This window comes from Terribacillus jepli (assembly GCF_047228925.1).
In the GTDB taxonomy this organism is placed as follows: Bacteria; Bacillota; Bacilli; order Bacillales; family Amphibacillaceae; genus Terribacillus.
Window position 1 is genome coordinate 58,720 of record NZ_JBFEGH010000016.1, and the last position, 19,654, is coordinate 78,373.

The 19,654-nt window shown below is 45.5% G+C and carries 21 protein-coding genes; 17 read left to right on the forward strand and 4 right to left on the reverse strand.

Annotation, left to right across the window (positions count from 1 at the left end):
• Positions 1-92 precede the first annotated feature (92 nt).
• Genes AB1K91_RS16205 through cyoE form a run of 6 tightly spaced genes read left to right on the forward strand, consistent with a single transcriptional unit; the run spans position 93 to position 3,980 of the window.
• Positions 93-671 carry a molybdenum cofactor guanylyltransferase gene (locus tag AB1K91_RS16205; protein WP_413091329.1) on the forward strand — a complete coding sequence of 193 codons (579 nt, stop codon included), beginning with the start codon at positions 93-95 and terminating at the stop codon, positions 669-671.
• The gene (locus AB1K91_RS16210) at positions 668-1,174 is read left to right on the forward strand and encodes a MogA/MoaB family molybdenum cofactor biosynthesis protein (protein ID WP_413091331.1); all 507 of its coding nucleotides are present in this window, start codon (positions 668-670) and stop codon (positions 1,172-1,174) included. The genes AB1K91_RS16205 and AB1K91_RS16210 overlap by 4 nt, the downstream gene beginning before the upstream one ends.
• Entirely contained in the window at positions 1,171-1,950 is a 780-nt protein-coding gene (gene modA / locus AB1K91_RS16215; RefSeq protein ID WP_413091333.1) for a molybdate ABC transporter substrate-binding protein, read from the forward strand. The genes AB1K91_RS16210 and modA overlap by 4 nt, the downstream gene beginning before the upstream one ends.
• On the forward strand, positions 1,928-2,596 hold the full coding sequence (gene modB / locus AB1K91_RS16220; RefSeq protein ID WP_413091335.1) for a molybdate ABC transporter permease subunit: 669 nt from the start codon (positions 1,928-1,930) through the stop codon (positions 2,594-2,596). Before modA ends, modB begins: the two co-directional genes overlap by 23 nt.
• Positions 2,597-2,608: 12 nt before the next feature.
• The gene (gene moaC, locus AB1K91_RS16225; RefSeq protein ID WP_413091337.1) at positions 2,609-3,091 is read left to right on the forward strand and encodes a cyclic pyranopterin monophosphate synthase MoaC; all 483 of its coding nucleotides are present in this window, start codon (positions 2,609-2,611) and stop codon (positions 3,089-3,091) included.
• A complete protein-coding gene (cyoE, locus tag AB1K91_RS16230; RefSeq protein ID WP_413091339.1) occupies positions 3,072-3,980 on the forward strand; it encodes a heme o synthase in 909 nt (302 codons plus the stop codon). Before moaC ends, cyoE begins: the two co-directional genes overlap by 20 nt.
• 28 nt (positions 3,981-4,008) lie before the next feature.
• Here cyoE and AB1K91_RS16235 read toward each other — a convergent pair whose 3' ends face one another.
• Positions 4,009-4,467, reverse strand: a complete 459-nt coding sequence (locus AB1K91_RS16235) for a hypothetical protein (RefSeq protein WP_413091363.1) — start codon at positions 4,465-4,467, stop codon at positions 4,009-4,011.
• A 156-nt stretch (positions 4,468-4,623) separates the two neighbouring features.
• On the opposite strand from AB1K91_RS16235, the gene AB1K91_RS16240 reads away from it, so the two are divergent.
• From AB1K91_RS16240 to AB1K91_RS16255, 4 genes are all read left to right on the forward strand, one after another.
• Positions 4,624-4,839 carry a hypothetical protein gene (locus AB1K91_RS16240; RefSeq protein ID WP_413091341.1) on the forward strand — a complete coding sequence of 72 codons (216 nt, stop codon included), beginning with the start codon at positions 4,624-4,626 and terminating at the stop codon, positions 4,837-4,839.
• Positions 4,840-5,355: 516 nt separating this feature from the next.
• Positions 5,356-5,772 (forward strand): DUF1641 domain-containing protein, encoded by a 417-nt coding sequence (locus AB1K91_RS16245; protein ID WP_093727998.1) that lies wholly within the window; start codon positions 5,356-5,358, stop codon positions 5,770-5,772.
• A 30-nt stretch (positions 5,773-5,802) separates the two neighbouring features.
• The gene (locus tag AB1K91_RS16250) at positions 5,803-6,981 is read left to right on the forward strand and encodes an NAD(P)/FAD-dependent oxidoreductase (RefSeq protein ID WP_093727999.1); all 1,179 of its coding nucleotides are present in this window, start codon (positions 5,803-5,805) and stop codon (positions 6,979-6,981) included.
• Between the two features lie 910 nt (positions 6,982-7,891).
• Positions 7,892-9,094, forward strand: a complete 1,203-nt coding sequence (locus AB1K91_RS16255) for an MFS transporter (RefSeq protein WP_413091344.1) — start codon at positions 7,892-7,894, stop codon at positions 9,092-9,094.
• 68 nt (positions 9,095-9,162) lie between these two features.
• On the opposite strand, the gene chrA is transcribed toward AB1K91_RS16255, so the two are convergent.
• Positions 9,163-10,344 (reverse strand): chromate efflux transporter, encoded by a 1,182-nt coding sequence (gene chrA, locus AB1K91_RS16260; RefSeq protein ID WP_413091346.1) that lies wholly within the window; start codon positions 10,342-10,344, stop codon positions 9,163-9,165.
• 219 nt (positions 10,345-10,563) lie between these two features.
• On the opposite strand from chrA, the gene AB1K91_RS16265 reads away from it, so the two are divergent.
• The 3 genes from AB1K91_RS16265 (at position 10,564) to AB1K91_RS16275 (ending at position 13,530) form a co-directional block, all read left to right on the forward strand.
• Positions 10,564-11,133: a TetR/AcrR family transcriptional regulator gene (locus tag AB1K91_RS16265; protein WP_413091348.1), complete on the forward strand. Its 570-nt coding sequence runs from the start codon at positions 10,564-10,566 to the stop codon at positions 11,131-11,133.
• A gap of 28 nt (positions 11,134-11,161) precedes the next feature.
• Entirely contained in the window at positions 11,162-12,616 is a 1,455-nt protein-coding gene (locus tag AB1K91_RS16270; protein ID WP_413091350.1) for a DHA2 family efflux MFS transporter permease subunit, read from the forward strand.
• A gap of 98 nt (positions 12,617-12,714) precedes the next feature.
• Positions 12,715-13,530 (forward strand): GNAT family N-acetyltransferase, encoded by an 816-nt coding sequence (locus AB1K91_RS16275; RefSeq protein WP_413091364.1) that lies wholly within the window; start codon positions 12,715-12,717, stop codon positions 13,528-13,530.
• 28 nt (positions 13,531-13,558) lie between these two features.
• Here AB1K91_RS16275 and AB1K91_RS16280 read toward each other — a convergent pair whose 3' ends face one another.
• Complete coding sequence (locus AB1K91_RS16280) at positions 13,559-14,842, reverse strand: aspartate aminotransferase type Ic (protein ID WP_413091351.1); 1,284 nt, start codon at positions 14,840-14,842, stop codon at positions 13,559-13,561.
• A gap of 118 nt (positions 14,843-14,960) precedes the next feature.
• Between AB1K91_RS16280 and AB1K91_RS16285 the strand changes: the two genes are divergently transcribed.
• Complete coding sequence (locus AB1K91_RS16285; protein ID WP_413091353.1) at positions 14,961-16,088, forward strand: alpha-hydroxy acid oxidase; 1,128 nt, start codon at positions 14,961-14,963, stop codon at positions 16,086-16,088.
• Positions 16,089-16,114: 26 nt separating this feature from the next.
• Entirely contained in the window at positions 16,115-16,552 is a 438-nt protein-coding gene (gene psiE, locus AB1K91_RS16290) for a phosphate-starvation-inducible protein PsiE (protein ID WP_413091355.1), read from the forward strand.
• 18 nt (positions 16,553-16,570) lie between these two features.
• Here psiE and AB1K91_RS16295 read toward each other — a convergent pair whose 3' ends face one another.
• Positions 16,571-17,119, reverse strand: coding sequence for a hypothetical protein (locus AB1K91_RS16295; RefSeq protein ID WP_413091357.1), 549 nt, complete (start codon positions 17,117-17,119; stop codon positions 16,571-16,573).
• Between the two features lie 111 nt (positions 17,120-17,230).
• Here AB1K91_RS16295 and AB1K91_RS16300 point away from each other — a divergent pair, with 111 nt between their 5' ends.
• Positions 17,231-17,833: a TetR/AcrR family transcriptional regulator gene (locus AB1K91_RS16300; protein ID WP_413091358.1), complete on the forward strand. Its 603-nt coding sequence runs from the start codon at positions 17,231-17,233 to the stop codon at positions 17,831-17,833.
• Positions 17,834-18,102: 269 nt separating this feature from the next.
• Complete coding sequence (locus tag AB1K91_RS16305; RefSeq protein ID WP_413091360.1) at positions 18,103-19,548, forward strand: NADP-dependent glyceraldehyde-3-phosphate dehydrogenase; 1,446 nt, start codon at positions 18,103-18,105, stop codon at positions 19,546-19,548.
• Positions 19,549-19,654 lie beyond the last annotated feature (106 nt).

Below are 19,654 nucleotides of genomic sequence, written 5' to 3' on the forward strand. Positions count from 1 at the left end.
CTTTAGGTACATTGTTACTGCTATTTTATCATGGTGAATGCAGCCTGCTCGTGAAGGAATTTACAAATTTATGACGGAAGGAGATGGCGATTGTGGAAGGTTTCGTTGGCATTGTGTTGGCGGGAGGACAGTCAAGGCGCTTCGGTTCGCCAAAAGCATTTGTCAAAACGGGTGGTAAGTATTTCTATCAGTATGCGATGGCAGCTTTGGAGCCAGTGGCAGAGCAGACTGTAGTGGTAACAAATCCGTCGTTATATAAGATGTTTGCGTCCCGGGGGGTAAAGTGCGTGAATGATCTTTCAGAATTCCGCCAAAAAGGACCGTTGGCAGGGCTATATACAGGGATGCAATACGTGAAATCGGATTGGTATATCGTCGTGCCAACCGACCTGCCGTGTCTGACATCGTCTATCCTGTGCATGCTCAAAGCATATGCTGTCTCATCTTGTGAAGCGGTTGTTCCGATTATAAATGGGAAACCAGAGCCCCTTGTCGGTCTTTATCATGCAGGGACGATGGCAATCATCAACAAGCGGTTAAGAGAAGAAAAGCTTTCCATGAAAGGATTGCTGGAAGCCTTGCATGTCTGTTATGTAGACATGCTGGAATTAACAGCTTTTTGGAATATCAATTACAAACATGAACTGGACAAATTGGAGGGGAAAACATGACCATACAGAACCAGGATAGTATTTCGAGTGTCGTCATCACCGTAAGTGACACGCGGAATGAGGTCAATGACATCAGCGGGCAAACGATGCGGGAAATGCTTCATCAAGCAGGGCATCGAGTTGCTGCATACTGCATCGTTCCAGATGAAAAAGAGGAGATTCAGCAAGCGATTTTGGATGCGTCTGCAAACGATGATGTACGCATCATCCTATTGAATGGAGGGACAGGAATCGCCAAACGAGATGTGACAATCGAAACGGTCCAGCGTTTGATGGAGAGGGAGATGCCGGGGTTTGGTGAACTGTTTCGATTGCTTAGTTTTCAGGAAGATATCGGTTCTGCCAGTTTCCTATCCCGTGCCACTGCCGGCGCGCTAGGCAATAAGGCGATATTCTGTACACCGGGGTCCCCGAAAGCTGTCCGGCTCGCCATGGAACGATTGATCCTGCCGGAGCTTAGCCACGTTGTGGCTGAAATCGATAAGGGAGGGGAACGGGCATGAAAATACGGAAACTGATTAGTATGCTTGTATTAGTGCTGTTGCTGGTGAGTACGGGATGCAGCCATGCAGCAGGAACGGCGGAAATGAAACAGGAAACGGAGTTGACGATATCCGCTGCGGCAAGCTTGCAAGATTCCCTTGAAGAAATAAAACAACTTTATGAATCTCGGCATCCTGATGTAAAACTTCAGTTCAACTTTGGCGGATCGGGTTCACTCCAGCAGCAAATCAGTAAAGGTGCTCCTGTTGATTTGTTTTTCTCGGCAGCGGCAGATAATTTTAATAAGTTGAAGGATGAAGGAATGATGGATGAAACTCATGCGGCAGATTTGCTCGGGAATGACTTGGTACTGGTTGTACTGAAGGATGAAAAAGGTTTTACCGAAATGGCGGATGTACAAGGTGCGGATACTTTGGCGATGGGTACGGTGGAGACAGTTCCCGCTGGAGCTTATGCAAAAGAAACCCTGACAAATATGCAGCTGTGGAAAACGATGGAGCCGCACATTGTCTACACGAAGGACGTACGGCAGGTTTTGCAATACGTAGAGACAGGCAATGCAGATGCTGGGATGGTGTATAAAACGGATGCCCTGACCTCCAGCAAAGTCAGGATAGCTGCCGTCGCTCCATCTGATACACATGAGTCGATCGTCTATCCCGTGGGTGTGTTGAAGGATTCGACCCATAAAGAAGCGGCTGTCGCATTTTATGATTTTCTTCAGACAGAGGAAGCTTTACAGGTGTTTGAAGATGACGGCTTTACTATCAACTGAAACTTTTTGGATGCCGGTTTGGTTATCGGTAAAGGTGACGTTCTGTGCCGGACTGCTGGTTATTATAGCTGGAACCTTCGTTGGCAGGCTGATGGCACACGTCAAGTTCAAAGGCAGGGCGATAGTCGAAACGATCTTGATGCTGCCGATTGTGCTTCCGCCAACTGTCATTGGATTTTTGCTGATTACATTGCTCGGCAGAAACAGCATGTTTGGTATAGGTTTGGAGTGGGTTCTGCAGAAACAAGTCATCTTTACTTGGCTGGCAGCTGTAGTGGCAGCGACCGTGGTGGCATTCCCACTTATGTATCATGCTGCAAAAATCGGTTTTCAAGGTGATGTTCAAGCGGCTGAGGAAGCTGCACGTATCGATGGAGCTGGTCGTTGGCAAGTATTCTGGTACGTATCCATCCCGCTGGCCAAACGTGCACTGCTCAGCGGCGCCATCTTGGCATTTGCCAGAGCCCTGGGAGAATTCGGTGCCACCTTCATGTTCGCAGGGAATATCCCAGGGAAAACCCAGACAATCCCGACAGCGATCTATATCGCATTGGAGGCGGGGGAGGTGCAACTGGCATGGTTATGGGTGGTCCTGCTGATTGGTTTTTCTTTCTTGATGTTATGGATGGTACGGAAAAATGATTAGGGGGGAACAAGCATGGAAAATTCTTTTACCCATTTCAATGAGCAAGCGAGAGCGCATATGGTGGACGTGACAAATAAGCAGCCAACGGCTCGAAAGGCAATTGCAAGGACTAGTGTACGAATGAATGAAGATGTCTATCGTTCCATCACGGAACTCCGGAACAAAAAAGGAGATGTTTTGGCAGTTGCACAAGTAGCTGGAGTCATGGGCGCAAAACAGACATCGAATCTCATTCCGATGTGTCATCCTATTCCGATTGGAGCTGTGGATATACAATTCCAATGGAAGCAGGACAATGATATTCATATCTTATACATTCAATCGGAGGTGAAAACAACCGGGCTTACAGGTGTGGAAATGGAAGCGTTGACTGCGGCAAGCACCGTTGCATTGACTATATATGATATGTGTAAAGCTGTGGATAAACGAATTACGATTGGAGAGCTTTATCTTCAAGAGAAGAGCGGTGGGAAGAGTGGAGACTTCAAACGTTAAACCGGCCGCAGCGAGGTCATCGAGGCAGTCTACTTCATGGCTGGAGAATGTATGGTACTTGGTAAAGGGGCGTGTCCTGATTGCTAATACACTACCTGCGTTACTCGGATTTTGGTTATGCTTACAAATGCAAAACCTCGATTTTTTGGAATATGCCGGCACTTTCATGCTTCTTTGGGCAGGCTGTATGCTGCTTATTGCAGGGGCTCTTATTTGGAATAATTGGTTTGAAGCGGAAATAGATAAGCGGATGCGGCGTACACAGAAACGTCCGACTGTTACAGGCAGTATGTCATCTGCATCCATTGTATGGCTCGGCATTCTAACAACCGCATCCGGCGGTGCTATACTTCTATACTTACAAGTGGAGGCATTTTTGTATGGAATGATTGGCTGGTTTTTGTATGTGGTCTGTTATACAGTATGGTCAAAACGACGTTACACATGGAACACACTCATCGGAAGTTTGTCGGGAGCGGTTACTCCCTTGATAGGTTGGACAGTTTTGAACCCACAGCTGACTTTTGCGCCGATTACGTTTGTATTGCTTTTGTTTTTATGGCAAGTTCCGCATACCTATGCAATCGTATGCAGAAGATTTAGCGATTACGAAGCTTCTGGATTATCGATGCTTCCTGTAGTCAAAGGAATAAGGAAAACGCGGTATCATATGGCCTTCTACCTCATGCTACTACTTTTATTGATTCCACTCTTTCCGCTAGCAAGCGGCGGAAAGCTGATCAGTCTACTGTTCACCGTTGCCTGGCTGCTGCAAACCGTGCTCGGGGGGCGTCAATCCGATCAGCAACGATGGGCAACCATTAATTTTCAGTTGTCCATCATATACTTGCAAGTTCACCTGCTGATATTCTTCTTAGCATATGTATGAAGCCGGGCAGCAAGCCCGGCTTTTCCAATTAGCAACTGAATGCTGCGACACGATTGAGGTCGATGCCGAAATACTGCCAGCGGAACTGCTGCGGTCGCCAGCGGAAGCCGGCAATGGAGGTACGCCCGACAAAGACAGGGTAGTACCAGAAACGCTGTCCGTTTTCTAGCTGTATATAAGTGTACCGGAAAAGGCAAAAGCTGATTCCGCCCGGATCGACAGCAAAGGCAGAAGGACCGCCGCTTACTGACTGCAGCTGCGGAATTTGAGATGGAGGAGGACCGGGAGGAGGACCGAACTGACCTTGCTGTCCGCCTTGCCCGCCAGCTCCTGGAGGAGGTCCAAATGGAAATCCGCCTTGCCCGCCTCCAAAACCAGGTCCGCCGAAGCCAGGACCACCGATGCCGGGACCACCAAATCCAGGTCCGCCTGGAAACTGGATTTGCCGTTGCTGATTTTGTTTATCGTCGTTTTCGTTGTACATCATCATTCTCCCTTCTTGCTTCTTCTTCATCGTATGTAGGCCCCTGTGTAAGGGTAGCTTGCCTATCTTATTTTTACCGGTTTCTCTCATACACGCCTTGAGTATAGCTCTTAAAATAGGAGAAGAAGGTGGTTATGACCGACAAACGAGAATCAAATCATGAAAGTAAAAAGGGGCTTTATCCGGATGGGCTGCGTTGTCGGCAACATCATATATGCATTCAATGCGCATCGTTTTTCTGCTACGAATCACGGGAGCAGCAGAAGTGAGAAGTCCTTGCCGGCAAAGGACAATGGGCTGCTTATCATTGGATTGGGATTCATGAATTTTTGTGGCGTTTCCGTTTCATGCATCGTTTCAAAACAGCGGAAATGAACGGGCTGGCCGTATTGATCTTATCAGCAGAGGTATTGTTTTTGGTGTGGTTGGTTCATTTTTCATCCCGACACCGATCTAGTCAGTTCCAGACAAGGCAAATGGAATGGATGGTGCGCGCGCTGAAGTTTCGCAACAGGCATTCGGATGATGGCTTCTTGGAATGGTCTCTAGTGGATTCACTCTGTTTGGGTGTACAGTGTCATTCGCGGCCACTATGAGAAGATGAGCCCGGGAAAAGCATAAAGATATTAATACTTTTTTCGAAAAAGGGAAAGCTACGAAAGCAGAAGAGTGAAAAGGCTTTTATTATGTCGTTTTTTTGAATATATAATAGGAAATGAAAAAAAACATTAACGTGTGTGAAATATCTTTTGACAAGTTCTCTAAGTAGGAGTAAAGTTGTAGGTGGATATTTTGAGCAATTTGTGAACGTACAGTTGTGAACAAATTCACAACGAAGTATAATGTTTACGTATAAATATAATGCATTGCCATAGCAAAGGAGAATACGTTATGTCAGAAACAAACGAAAGTGTTAGCCAGAGCCAACAAGACCTAGTTGACCAATTGCTAAAACCTGAAGTACAAGAATCATTGACTTCCCTGATCGAACAGCTGCCAAAGATCAATGAACTTGTGAACGCTTTGACTGCTTCTTACGACTTCGCGCAAGCTGTAGCAACAGATGATGTGTTGAAATCCGATACAGTTAATGCAATTTCAGAAGTGCTTCACCCAGTGACGGACTCCGTGAAATCAGTTGCCCAAACTGCAATCGAAGCGAAGGATCGCGCGGAAGCAAGCAACGAAACGATCGGCCTATTTGGATTGCTTCGTCTGATGAAAGATCCACAAGCACAGAAGATGTTCCGTTTTGTTCAAAGCTATTTGGAAGTAGCGAACGAAAAAGAAAGACAAAAACAAAAATAAGAGCATAAAGGTAAGGACGGAGGATTAAGTATGGCAAAGAATATCGTTATTTTAGGCGCCGGTTACGGCGGAGTCTTAGCCGCTCAAACCGTACGTAAGTATTACAGCAAAGCACAAGCGAATGTAACACTTATCAATAAAACACCGACACATCAAATCATCACTGAGCTTCACCGTCTTGCAGCGGGCAGCATTTCCGAGCAAGCAGTGGCAATGCCTGTAACGAAGCTTCTGAAAGGTTTGGATGTAGACTTCAAAGTTGCAACAGTGGAAAGCTTCAATGTCGACAAGAAAGAAGTTGTCCTTGAAGGCGGCAGCACACTTTCTTATGATGCGTTGGTTGTAGGTCTTGGCAGCAAGACTGCCTACTTCGGCATCCCTGGATTGGAAGAGAACAGCCTTGTTCTTAAATCCGTTGACGATGCAAATAAAGTATTCAACCAAATCCAAGATAAAATCAAAGCATATGCAGCTTCCAAAAACCCTGCAGATGCAACGATCCTTATCGGTGGCGGCGGTTTGACTGGTGTTGAGCTGGTTGGCGAAATCGCGGACAAGCTTGCTTCTTATTGCTTGCCTCTTGGCGTAGATCCGAAAGAAATCAAGCTGCAGCTGGTCGAAGCTGGTCCGAAGATCCTTCCGATGCTTCCGCAGCACCTTATCGATCGTGCACAATCCAGCTTGGAAAAACGCGGCGTGGAATTCCTGCTTGGCTTGCCAGTAACGAATGTGGAAGGCAATGTCGTGGAATTGAAAGATGGTCAGAAAATCGAAACGAACACATTCGTTTGGACTGGTGGCGTTCAAGCCCTTCCGATGGTGGCGGAATCCGGTTTGGAAACAGACCGCGGCCGTGCGACTGTGAACGAATACTTGCAGTCCAAGAGCCATCAAGATGTCTTTGTTGTCGGTGACAGTGCAGTTTACTTCGGTGAAGACGGTCGCCCATGGCCGCCAACAGCACAGATCGCTTGGCAAATGGGTGAGCTAGTGGGCTATAACCTATTCGCTTATCTTGAAGGCAAAACAATGGAAAGCTTCAGCCCGATCAACTCCGGGACACTTGCAAGCCTTGGCCGCAAGGATGCTGTAGCATTTGTCGGTGCTAACCAAACACCATTGAAAGGCCTTCCGGCAACAATGATGAAAGAAGCAAGTAACATCCGTTACTTGACTCACGTTAAAGGCCTATTCAGCTTAGCTTACTAAAATAAAAAAGACACTTCCTCGGGAAGTGTCTTTTTTTATAATGCCAGATCGATTAAGGTGCAAAACCATAGAAAATAAGTATGAAGATAAAGAAGGATACATAACTCAATCCTGCCAGCAAAGCGAACCAAAAAATGTACATGGTGACTCTTATCCAAGTCAGTTCAGACAGCTTGGGAATCAGTTTGAATAATGTATATGCAATAAGTAAGATTGTTGGAATGATGTATAAATAGGAAAATACACTGACCCAATGATAAAGACTGTTGAAACCACCCTCCAATACAGGGCCGTCATATATCCGATATTTGTTGGAAATGTATATGATTCCGGTTATGAAAATGATGGAAAGCAATGTGAAGTAGGTGAGGGTGGAATATCTTACACCTTTTTTTTCTCCCCTCAGAATGAAATACATAAAAAGAAGAAAAATTATCAAAATGACTATTTTAAACATTGTTTCACCTCGGATGAAAAGCATTATGCCAGAGACCAAGTGTACCATTATTTGCTACATGGAGACTAGGGTCGCTTAATAAAAGGGTATAAAAAAAAGCTATGTATTGCACAATAGACATTCGAGTGTTAATATAGAAAAAATTTACAAGTGATGAAACGGAGTAGTATAGTGTGTCAGTTCCTTCTACAGAGAATCCCTGCAATGCTGAAAAGGGTGGAGGAGCCCAGCTGGAACAAACCGTGGAGCTGCTTGCCGGATAGATGATGGCAGGCCGGGAGTGCTCGTTATTGCACAAAGGTCTACGCATTCAGCGTGTACTTTTTGAGTCTGGCAGGGTGACTTGTCAGGGAAACTAGGGTGGCACCGCGACGGAATCTCGCCCCTAAGATGACAATCTTGGGGGTGGGATTTTTTTATTTGCTTCACTTCAGAAAATGAGGAGGAATGAAGATGGGGAAATACCGTTTCCGTGCTATTGGAATGCTGATAGCGATTACCTGTGCTTCCTGTGGGGATTGGCTGTATTTGATTGCTTTGAATTTGAAAGTATATGAGCAGGCAGAGCAGACAGCAGCAGCTGTCGCCATCCTCTATATGATCAAACCGGCAGCAGGATTGCTGATGAACAGCTGGGCTGGAAGTATTATTGATCGGTTGGATAATCGAAAGCTGATGATTACGTTGCACTTAATAAGGACTGTCGGAATAACCGGGATGATCATGGCCGATTCCCTATGGCAAATTTATGTGCTGGTATTTTTCGTTGCAGCAGCTGGATCCATTTTTGAACCAGCGAGTTTGCCCTATATAACTGGATTGATCGAAGAACGGCACTGGCAGAAATTCAATTCATATCGCGCTATTGCGGATGGCAGCGGCTTTGTGATAGGGCCGGCAGCAGCGGGGATCTTGGTTGGTGCTGGGTCTGTTGAGGCTGCGTTAACCGTAAATATATTACTTTTGCTGATGGCGGCAGTCATTTGCTTTGCTTTGCCATCTGTAAAAGCTGCCTTGGAGGAGAAAACGGAAAGCAAATGGCTGCAGATCTGGAAAGAGGATTGGCGTCTGGTTTTCGATTATAGTAAAAGCTTTGTCATGCTGACATTTCTGCTTCTTTTGTTCAGCTGCTTTACCGTCATGACCGCGGCTGTCGATTCCATGGAAGTGGCTTTTAGTGCAGAAGCGATTGGACTTTCAGAAGCTTCATATGGATTACTTGTAAGTATTGCTGGAATCGGCTTTATCTCTGGTTCCGTACTGCTTACTGCAGTAACCCGTTATTTCAGGTCGGTTCAATTACTCACATATGGTGCAGCAGCAGGAGCCATGGGATATGTACTGTTCGCTTTTTCGCAAAGCTTTATACCGGCAAGTGCAGGTGTATTCATTCTATCCGGCGCGCTGGCTTTTGCCAATGCTGGATATGTGACCTATATGCAAGAGCGGATTCCGGTCGAGCAGATGGGTCGTATGCTGAGTATGTATCAATCAATTGAAGCCATTTTAATTATCGGGATGACGGCAGTCCTTGCTGGTATCAACCAGTTGACGAGTGTGGCAGCTGCAGTACAAATCGGTTGTTTGATCATGCTGCTGTTAGCGATATTGCTAGGGATGTGCAGTTTGAAAGCGAATGTAAAAACAAAAGCTTGATACATTCTGGGAATAATCAACAGAGGGTATGCGTCCTCCTCATACCCTTTGTTGGCACATGGAAACTACTATAACACCAAGCCGCTGATAGCGCCGATTATTACAATGACCCAAGCTGGCACTTTCCAGAAGGCCAGCAGGCTATAGTAAACAGCAGCAAGTGCAATGTCAGCGGCTGTGTGTATAGTCGTGGACCAGATAGGGATAAAAAAAGCACTGATCAAGATTCCTACAACTGCAGCATTGATTCCAGCGAAAGCTTTGCGGAAACCGCTGTTTTTCTGCAGGCTCGCCCAAAATGGCAGAGTCCCGATTATGAGCAAAAAGGCTGGAAGGAAAATGGCCAGTGTAGCAAGCAAACCTCCCTGCCAGCCATACAGTACAGTTCCGAGATAAGCAGCAAATGTAAATAATGGCCCGGGTACTGCCTGGGCAGCGCCGTAGCCGGCAAGGAAGTCTTGCTGACTGATCAATCCTGTAGAGACGAATTCCCGTTCAAGGAGTGGAAGGACAACATGACCGCCCCCGAAGACGAGTGAACCAGAACGGTAGAAACTATCGGCCATAGCAAGAAAAGGAACGTCTGCTATCAAACGCAGTAAGGGCAATCCGGCTAATAAAATGAAAAATAAACTTAGGCAGATTGCACCGATCTTTTTATCGATGGAGAGGCTTAGCTCGGCAGATTTTTTATCGCCCTGATCAGGGTGCAGCAGAAAATAACCTGCAACAGCTGCAAGTAATATAGCCAGCAGCTGTGCCAATTGATGGGACCATAAAAGTGTAAGGACAAGAGCCCCTAATGCAATACCCTTTGCGATGGGACTTGCTGTGAGTTTCTGGCTCATTCCGAGTATGGCATGAGCGACAACGGCAACTGCTACGAGCTTCAACCCCTGAATCCACCCAGCATCCGCCAAATCTATATGAACAAGGAATAAGGCAAACAAAATGAGTATGATGACAGAAGGCAGGGTGAATCCTATGAATGAGATGATTCCTCCGAGTATGCCACCTCTTATGATTCCGATCCCGATTCCAACTTGACTGCTGGCCGGCCCGGGCAGGAACTGACTTAATGCAACAAGATTGGCATATGCTTGTTCTCCAAGCCAACGTTTATTTCGTACATACGTCTCCCGGAAGTAACCGAGATGGGCAATGGGGCCACCGAAGGATGTACAACCCAAGCGAAGAGATATAAGAAAAATTTCAATAAGGGCAGATAATTTCTTTTGGTTATTCGTCATATTCCATACACCTTTCCATATATTAATCGTTGGTATGAGATGAAATGTGCTGTAAGAAATTCATTTGTACTATAACATTACCTTTGTTCTGGTGTTTTGAGATTTACAGTAACTTTATAAAATATTATACAGATTATATTCTTGACAGGCTGAACGAAAAAAAATATTATTATCTAGACCGATTGCTATAATTTAAGGGGTGTAAGGTTGTATGGTGCAGTGAAAAAGAAGGAAAGCACAAAAGAACTTATATTATGCGCTGCTTCGGAATTGTTTCAGCGGCAGGGCTATCACGGAACAGGTTTGAATCAAATTATCGAGGAAAGCGGTGCCCCAAAAGGGTCGTTGTACTATCACTTTCCAAATGGAAAGGAAGAGATCGCAGTCGAAGCCATCAGGCTCATGAAGGAACATGTCTTGGAAGGAGCCGCGAGGGATCTGGCAGCGAAGGATACAGCAGTAGAGGCTTTTCAGTACCATATTCACAAGATTGCTTCCGAATTTGAAAAAAAACATCAAATGGAAGGTGTCCAAATCGGACTGATTGCATCTGAAACTGCAGCAACGCACGAAGCATTGCGAAACAGCTGCCAGCATGCCTATGCAGATTGGCAGGCATTATATACAGATCGATTGATCGCCTTCAGTTACGATAAAGAAATGGCGAAAGAATTGGCGGTTACGATAAATGCCATGGTGGAAGGAGCGGTCATCCTTGCTCTGACAAGTGCATCGGGAAGTCCGCTGTATAGTGTCGCGAAACAACTTCCATCATTACTTAATAAATAATTCCGCATTGGGGGAGAAAGCTTTGCAAATGGATAGTAAAAATACAGCTGCAGCAGCTGTAGATACAAGCAATATCAAGGCTATGCCAATCATTATTTCATTTTTGATTGCTGGTTTTGTTGGACTTTTCAGTGAGACAGCGCTGAATATCGCGCTGCAGAATATCATTAATGGATTCGGAATATCCGCTTCCTCAGCTCAATGGCTGACTACTGGGTATCTATTGACATTAGGTGTGCTCGTACCGGTTTCCGGTTTAATCATGCAGTGGTTCACGACGCGTCAGCTATTCCTGACTTCTTTGGTATTCTCGATCATTGGTACTTTGATCGCTGCCATTGCGCCTTCATTCACCGTATTGCTAATCGCGCGTATCGTGCAGGCAGTCGGGACAGCTTTGCTGCTTCCGCTTATGTTCAATACGATCCTGAACATCATCCCTCCGCATCGACGCGGTAAAGCAATGGGATTGATTGGATTGGTCATCATGTTCGCACCTGCCGTAGGTCCGACGGTTTCTGGTTTGATCATCGATAAATTGACTTGGCACTGGATCTTCTGGTTCTCCCTTCCATTGCTTGTAATTGCACTTGTTTTCGGTGCATTTTTCATGCAGAACGTTACGCAATTGACGAAGCCGAAAATCGATATCTTGTCCATCGTTCTATCGACTATCGGTTTTGGAGGAGTGGTTTACGGCTTCAGTCATGCTGGTGAAGGTGGCGGATGGGGCGATCCAATCGTTATTGTCACGATTGCGGTTGGTGTCTTGAGTCTGATTCTATTCTCTGTCCGTCAAATTAAGATGGAGCAGCCAATGATGAATTTGAATGCATTCAGATATCCAATGTTCGTATTGGGCTTGCTGCTGATACTTGTGAGTATGATGGTCATGCTTTCTTCCATGATCTTGCTGCCATTGTATTTGCAGACATCACTAGCACTCACACCGCTGGTTGCCGGTCTGACAATGCTTCCTGGCGGTGTTATCAATGGCTTGCTATCTCCTGTAATGGGTGGCCTGTTCGATAAATTCGGACCGAGATTCCTTGTAACGCCTGGTCTGATCATCGTCACATTGGTTATGTTCGGCTTCTCTACCATTTCATTGGAAACGTCCACTGCTTTCATCATTGGTTTGCATATCGCGCTGATGATCGGTATTTCCATGATCATGATGCCAGCTCAGACAAATGGTCTGAACCAGCTGCCTCCTAGTCTGTACCCAGATGGAACAGCTATCATGAACACATTGCAGCAGGTTGCTGGTGCAATCGGTACTGCTGTTGCGATTTCCATCATGACAGCTGGAAGTGAAAGATATATGGAGAGTGCTGCTAATCCGCAAGATCCAAATACAGCTATTCAAGCCTTCACAGAAGGTGTCCAAAGTTCCTTTATCTTTGGTATCATTGCTGCGATTGTCGGTGTTGTAATCAGCTTCTTCATCAGACGAGTGAAAGTCGACCATCAAGCAAATTAATCAGAATCCTGCCGTTGACGCGGCGGGATTTTTTTATGTGGAAAATTAAGGTATGATAGGTGAAGAAACTGACATGGGGGGTATCAAGATTGCTTACAGTGAATCAACTAAAGGAAATAAAAGCGCTTCAGCAAACGGTGGAGCAGCACGACAGGATAGAGCTGAAACTGAATTGGGATATGCTTGAGAACAGGAGTGAATCCGAGCAGACAGATTTTATGTCATATGAAGCTGGCCAGCTTGTTGGTTTTCTGGGCCTATACAGCTTCGGCAGCAAAGTCGAGGTTTGCGGCATGGTACATCCGGATTACCGGAGGAAAGGCATATTCAGTGAGCTCTACCAAGAAAGCATCCCTGCCATGGAAAAAGCTCGGCGCATATTACTGAATGTGCCGGCAGATAGTATATCAGGCAAAGCATGGTTAGAAACAGTGAATTGCACTTTTAAAGAATCGGAATACATGATGAGATGGGAAGGTGAAGCACTCCCAGGTTCCGATGCGTCAGTTCGTTTGCGCCCTTCTTCTTTGGAGGATATCGAAATGAAGATACAATTGGATATCCTTTGTTTCAACTTCGATGCGGAAGAAGCGCAAGCATACAATGACCGCCTGGGGAAGGATGGTTTTCAGAAGGAGTTTTATATGATCGAGGCTGAAAGTAAGGCAGTCGGAAAGATCCGTATTCATCAAAATGGCAAAAGAAGTGAGATATACGGATTTGCTGTGCTGCCGGAATTCCAAGGGAAAGGGTATGGGAGGAAGGCGCTGCAGGAAGCGGTGCGGATGGAAACAGCCAAGGGTCAACGTGTGTTTCTGGAAGTTCAGGCCGAAAATGAAAAAGCATTGTCTTTGTATACTTCCATTGGATTTATGAAGGAAAGTCAACAAGATTATTATCTTTATCCAAATTGAAAGAGGCCGCCTCTATGGCGGCCTGATTTTATTTTTGCAACAGACGATTGATGCTGACCATTTCTACGCATAAGCATAGCACTTCGATAGCTTTTTTCAGCTCTTCCATCGGCGGCAGTGTTGGTGCGATGCGGATGTTCCGGTCGGATGGATCCTTGCCGTACGGATAGGTTGCACCCGCACCAGTCAATGTCACACCGGCTTTCTTGGCAAGCTCAACCACATCTTTGGCGCAACCGTCCATCGTGTTCAAGCTGATGAAGTAGCCACCATTCGGATTCGTCCAATCGGCAATCCCTTTGCCGCCCAATTTCTCCTCCAGGATGGATAAGACAGTATGGAATTTAGGTGCGATGATTGCTGCATGTTTTTTCATATGAGCAGAAAGTGTGTCCTTATCCTTCAAAAATGCAACATGGCGTATTTGATTCAGTTTATCCGGACCAATTGATTGGACCGATAAATTCTTTTTATAAAATGCAATATTTTTCTCGCTGGAAGCGAGTGCCGCGACACCAGAGCCTGGGAAAGTTACCTTAGATGTAGAAGTGAATTCCATGACACGGTCCGGCTGTCCTGCATCAGCTGCTGCAGTCATGATATTTTTCAATTCATCTGGTTCGTCTGAGAGATGATGGACGATATACGCATTATCCCAGAATATCCGGAAATCATTCGCGGCGGTCTGCATGCCCGCAAGTCGATCGACGACTGCATCGGTATATGTAAAACCATCCGGATTGCTGTATTTAGGTACACACCAGATCCCTTTGATTTGTGGGTCGGCAGCTGCCAGCTTCTCCACTTCATCCATATCCGGACCTTCTGGTGTCATCGCTACAGGAATCATTTCAATACCCAATGCTTCACAAATGGTGAAATGGCGATCATAACCAGGGCTGGGGCAAAGGAATTTCACATTGCCTTGCTTTATCCATGGTGTAGCTTCCTCGGAAACACCATGCAGCAAAAATTGAACGATGGAATCATGCATCATTGTCAGACTGCTGTTTCCGCCTACGATCACTTGTGCCGGTTCAACTTCCAAAATGGAGGCAAAAAGTGCTTTTGCTTCCGGAATGCCGTCCAATACACCATAGTTCCGGGCATCTGTTCCGTTTTCTGTTTTGACTGTGCTGCTTGACGTAAGGATATCGAGCATCGGCTGGGAAAGATCAAGCTGCTCGGTGCAAGGTTTCCCGCGCGACATATCGAGCTGCAGCTGCTGACTGGCGATCGCCTCGTATGCATCCTGCAGCGTATTGTATTTCTGTTGTAACGCTTCATTCGAAAGATCTTGATAAGTAGCCATGGTTGCCGCCTCCGTCTGCGTGTTTTTCAAAGATAATCTTAACACGAAAAGTATGGAATTCCTAACGTGTTCGAATTATTCTATTATAATTACAAAGAAATGATTGGGGGTATGGAAAGTGGGAAATGTGTTTACGAGAATCGGGGAGTCAACAGGTGATTACCCGTTATTTGCAGCGGAATGGGAAGAACGGGCGCGGGAAATTCTCCCGGCTGGTCCGTTTGGTTTTTTGCAAAGCGGAGCAGGTGATGAGGTAACGTTAGGACAGAATCGAGAGGCATTCAGCGACTACGACATTCTGCCGCGGGTTCTGCGCGATGTTTCGAATGTGGATCCTTCCATCCAGCTGTTCGGCCAAGAACAAAGCCTGCCGGTGATGCTTGCTCCAGTCGGGTTCCAAGGGATCTTTCATTCCGAGAAGGAAATTGGCAGTGTGAAAGCTGCTGCAGCTGCAGGTATTCCATTTGTTGCAAGCACGGTTACATCAGCTTCGTTAGAAGAGATTGCAGCGGCAGCGCCAAAAGCGGTGAAATGGTTCCAGCTGTATTGGTCAAAGAATCGTGAATTAACTGCCAGCATGGCAAGAAGGGCTGAGGAGGCTGGTTATCAGGCTATTGTTGTCACAGTCGATACTGGACTGCTGGGCTGGAGGAAGCGAGATTATCGAAATGGATATTCTCCTCTCAAACTTTTACAAGGAGCGGCAAATTATATACATGATCCTGTTTTTCAAGACATGGTGCCACAGCTTACAGAAGAGCATATAAGGGAAGCGATTTTGGATAATATCCATCACCCGGATCTGTCATGGGATGATTTGCGATTCTTGCGGAACCAGACAACGTTGCCGATTGTTGTAAAAGGTATCCTGCACCCAGCCGATGCAAGACAGGCAGTCGAGTTGGGATTGGACGCAATTATCGTCTCCAATCACGGCGGCCGGCAGCTTGATGGTGCCATTGCTTCAGTGCGTGCACTGCCGGCTATTGTGCAAGAAGTAGATGGAGCAGTGCCCATACTGATGGATGGCGGTGTACGGAGTGGTGCAGATGTATTCAAGGCGATTGCTTTGGGAGCTGACAGTGTCCTGATCGGCCGGCCTTATGTGTACGGACTCGCAGCTGATGGACAAGCTGGGGTAAGCCGTGTGATTGGTGATCTGCGAACAGAGCTTGAATTGACGTATGCATTATCCGGAGTGACACGAACTGCCGAAATCAGTTCCGCGTATTTGGTGAAAAGGTAGGGAATAGTAATATTTGAGGTGATACGATGCGGACCCAAATTCATACGAAGAAGAAGCATACGAAGGCAACAATTGCGAAAGTCTTGCAATATGTATTGAATATCGGCCTGATTCTTTTGGCTATCGCCATTACTATCTTGTTAGCGAAGGAATTGATCGATATTATAAACAATTCCTTATTCAATGAAGGGAACACTTCCAGACTGGAATTTTTGAATAATATTTTGGTGTTTTTCCTGTATTTCGAATTCATCGCCATGATAGTGAAGTACTTTCAGGAAGATTATCATTTTCCGATCCGCTACTTCCTGTATATCGGGATAACGGCATTGATTCGCCTTATCGTCGTCTATCATGAGAGCGCGCTCCATACATTATATTATTGCGGGGCAATCCTCTTGCTTGTCATCTGTTATTTCATTATGAATTTAGCTAATGAAAAATCGAAAAAGGAAGATTTCTAAAAAGAGAAGCATGTAGCTCTAGGAGCCTGCATGCTTCTCTTTTTTAGGAAACAGGATATAGCTGAAGCTGATGAGAAAATCGATTCCGAGGACGATTGACCAGATCCGCAGAACACTGGTGAGTGCTGCTGTCCTTTCTGCATCATCGATCCAAAAGATGACAGCAAATAATAGCCCGGCACCGATGATATATGCAAGCAAATGCTGCAGCCATCCTTTTACTTCCTTCAAGGCATGCTCTTTACCGTAGAGCTTCTTGGGCTTTTCACCTTGCTTTATGATGTAATAAGCAAACCGCTGATCAGCCCAGCGTATCATCGATTTCCCATAGGCTAGGCTTACACCGATGTACACGGCAGCAATTGCATGTGCGATTGTTGCTGTCGCTCCACGTGCCAAATCAAAGCTTGTAGCTGCAAGTAAAACCAGATCGATCAATGGGGTTGCCGAGAGCAAGATCAAACCAACTTTGGGAAGCTTAAACACATAACGGGCAATTAACCCAGCTGCAATAAAAATCCAGAAACCAATTTCGCACAAGATGATCAATATAATGATGGCGTTCATTTTTCAGCTCCTTTTTTAGTACAGTTGTATTATTATGCTAACACAAGTTTTATGGTGATACAACTGTATTAAAAAATTGATTTTGCATGCGCCCTCTGCTACATTAATGCTATGCCAAAAAAAATAGATCATGAAGCAAGGAAACAAGATATAGCCAAAGCAACTTGGAAGGTCATCATGGATGGGGGGATAGAGGCAGCATCCGTCCGGAATATTGCCAAGGAGGCCGGTTTGTCATTAGGTTCGCTGCGTCATTATTTCACAACGCAGGATGAACTGCTGGAGTATGCGATGGAACTTGTCAAAACCCGTTGTAAAGATCGGATCATGCAGGTCATCAAGCAGCCGCTGCCGCCAAAACAGCTTGCCAAAGAGGTGCTGTTGGAGCTTCTCCCGATAGATTCGGAGACAATGGCGGAGATGCAAGTATGGTTTGTATTCACCTTGCATTTCAAATATAAGCATGGGGAAAATTTTCAGCAGACGGACGGAATCAGGGAAGTAGTACAGCGCTTATTGGTACTGCTTTCGGATAGTGATATATTGAAAAGTGGGAAGGATTTAAACAAGGAGACGGAAAAATTATATGCGCTGGTTGATGGATTGGCTATCCACCGATTTTTAGATCCAGGACATTTTTCTGGCGAATATGCTGCGGAAATCCTAGGTGAATATGTAGATGACCTATGCCAGGAAGTGGAGGGGAGCGAATGATGCTCCTCTTTTTTTAGTTAAAAAATGATGCATTTATACTCCTATTCATTGGATTCCAATCTGTTATGGATAACAGATTTAACAATAATAATGACATACTAATTTTATATGTTATATACTTAGAAACCTTGATATTACGGAAAAAATTAAATTAATTTTTTTGAGCAAAATGATTCCATTATAAAAATGTTAGTAGTAGAATGAGTGTCAGAAACTTTTTTAAGTTTTTTAATTAAATAAACTAACTGTAACACGAGGAGGAAAAAGGAATGGAGTCAACATTAACAGCACAACGTTATTATGTGAATGGCGAATGGAAAGAAAGCACTACCGGAAACGTAGTGGAAATCATGTCTCCGTACAAAGAGGGCGTCGTTGGAACTGTACAGGCATTGTCCCAAGAAGAGGCAGCAGCGGCAATCCAATCTGCGAAGCAAGCACAAAAAGCATGGGCGAAGGTTTCCTTGCAGGAAAAGGCAGATTTGCTTTATAAATGGGCTGATGAGCTGCTTGCAATGCAGGATGAACTTGCACAAACAATGATGCTTGAAGTCGGAAAGAGCCTGAAAGATGCCAAAAGCGAAGTGCAGCGGACGTATGATTATATCCGTTATACTGCGCAGGAAGCATTGCACACCAATGGCGAAAGCATGAGAGGCGATCGTTTCCCGGGTGGTTCCAGTTCCAAGGTTGGTATTGTGGACAGGGTACCATTAGGTGTCGTCCTGGCAATTGCGCCATTCAACTATCCAGTAAACTTGTCGGCATCCAAACTGGCTCCAGCACTTATTTCCGGTAATACGGTCATCTTCAAGCCTGCAACGCAAGGCGCTTTGAGCGGTATCAAGATGATGGAGGCATTCGACCGAGCTGGCTTCCCAGCAGGTGTCGTCAATATCGTCACTGGCCGCGGTTCTGTCATCGGTGACTTCCTTGTGGAGCATAAAGATATTAGTATGGTTTCCTTCACTGGAGGAACGAAAACGGGTGAGAATCTGGCAAAAGTGGCTGGTATGAAACCTGTCGTTCTTGAGCTTGGCGGTAAAGATCCTGGTATCGTCCGCGAAGATGCGGATCTTGATAAAGCTGTGAAGAATATCATCAGTGGAGCGTATTCCTATTCCGGTCAGCGTTGTACAGCAATCAAACGTGTACTTGTCCATGATAATGTGGCAAATGAATTGGTTGCGAGATTGCAGACTGAAGTGGAGAAGTTGGCTGTTGGTTCTCCAGAAGACGGCAATACAGTTGTTCCATTGATCGATAGTAAATCAGCGGATGGCGTGCAAGCGCTAATCGATGATGCATTGGAAAAAGGCGCGACACTTCTTGCAGGTAACAAACGCGAAGGCAATCTGATTCATCCAACATTACTTGATCATGTAACCGAAGATATGGATGTTGCATGGGTAGAACCATTCGGTCCGGTACTTCCTGTCATCCGCGTTGGTTCTGATGAGGAAGCAATCGAAATCGCCAATAAATCCGAATATGGCTTGCAGGCGAGCATCTTCACACGTGATGTAGATAAAGCCTTCTATATTGCAAATGAATTGGAAACTGGTGCTGTCCAAATCAACGGACGCACAGAGCGTGGTCCAGACCACTTCCCATTCCTTGGTGTAAAAGGATCTGGTATGGGAACGCAAGGTATCGCAAACAGCATCCTTTCCATGACAAGAGAGAAACTGACTGTATTGAATTTGGATAAATAAAATAAAAAAGAGGAATCCCATGGGATTCCTCAGGCTGTCGAGAAAGTCTCGACAGCCTTTTTATTTTGGGTTCATTTCTTTTTCTAACTTTTTTATAATAGAATAA

Excerpts from the sequence above, each read along its gene's own strand:
- AB1K91_RS16270 (WP_413091350.1), top strand. The coding sequence starts at position 11,162 with ATGGATAGTAAAAATACAGCTGCAGCAGCTGTAGATACAAGCAATATC.
- AB1K91_RS16280 (WP_413091351.1), bottom strand. The coding sequence starts at position 14,842 with ATGGCTACTTATCAAGATCTTTCGAATGAAGCGTTACAACAGAAATAC.
- AB1K91_RS16295 (WP_413091357.1), bottom strand. The coding sequence starts at position 17,119 with ATGAACGCCATCATTATATTGATCATCTTGTGCGAAATTGGTTTCTGG.
- AB1K91_RS16210 (WP_413091331.1), top strand. The coding sequence starts at position 668 with ATGACCATACAGAACCAGGATAGTATTTCGAGTGTCGTCATCACCGTA.
- AB1K91_RS16235 (WP_413091363.1), bottom strand. The coding sequence starts at position 4,467 with ATGATGTACAACGAAAACGACGATAAACAAAATCAGCAACGGCAAATC.
- chrA (WP_413091346.1), bottom strand. The coding sequence starts at position 10,344 with ATGACGAATAACCAAAAGAAATTATCTGCCCTTATTGAAATTTTTCTT.
- AB1K91_RS16255 (WP_413091344.1), top strand. The coding sequence starts at position 7,892 with ATGGGGAAATACCGTTTCCGTGCTATTGGAATGCTGATAGCGATTACC.
- modB (WP_413091335.1), top strand. The coding sequence starts at position 1,928 with ATGACGGCTTTACTATCAACTGAAACTTTTTGGATGCCGGTTTGGTTA.
- psiE (WP_413091355.1), top strand. The coding sequence starts at position 16,115 with ATGCGGACCCAAATTCATACGAAGAAGAAGCATACGAAGGCAACAATT.
- AB1K91_RS16305 (WP_413091360.1), top strand. The coding sequence starts at position 18,103 with ATGGAGTCAACATTAACAGCACAACGTTATTATGTGAATGGCGAATGG.
- AB1K91_RS16240 (WP_413091341.1), top strand. The coding sequence starts at position 4,624 with ATGAAAGTAAAAAGGGGCTTTATCCGGATGGGCTGCGTTGTCGGCAAC.
- AB1K91_RS16300 (WP_413091358.1), top strand. The coding sequence starts at position 17,231 with ATGCCAAAAAAAATAGATCATGAAGCAAGGAAACAAGATATAGCCAAA.
- moaC (WP_413091337.1), top strand. The coding sequence starts at position 2,609 with ATGGAAAATTCTTTTACCCATTTCAATGAGCAAGCGAGAGCGCATATG.
- modA (WP_413091333.1), top strand. The coding sequence starts at position 1,171 with ATGAAAATACGGAAACTGATTAGTATGCTTGTATTAGTGCTGTTGCTG.
- AB1K91_RS16245 (WP_093727998.1), top strand. The coding sequence starts at position 5,356 with ATGTCAGAAACAAACGAAAGTGTTAGCCAGAGCCAACAAGACCTAGTT.
- AB1K91_RS16250 (WP_093727999.1), top strand. The coding sequence starts at position 5,803 with ATGGCAAAGAATATCGTTATTTTAGGCGCCGGTTACGGCGGAGTCTTA.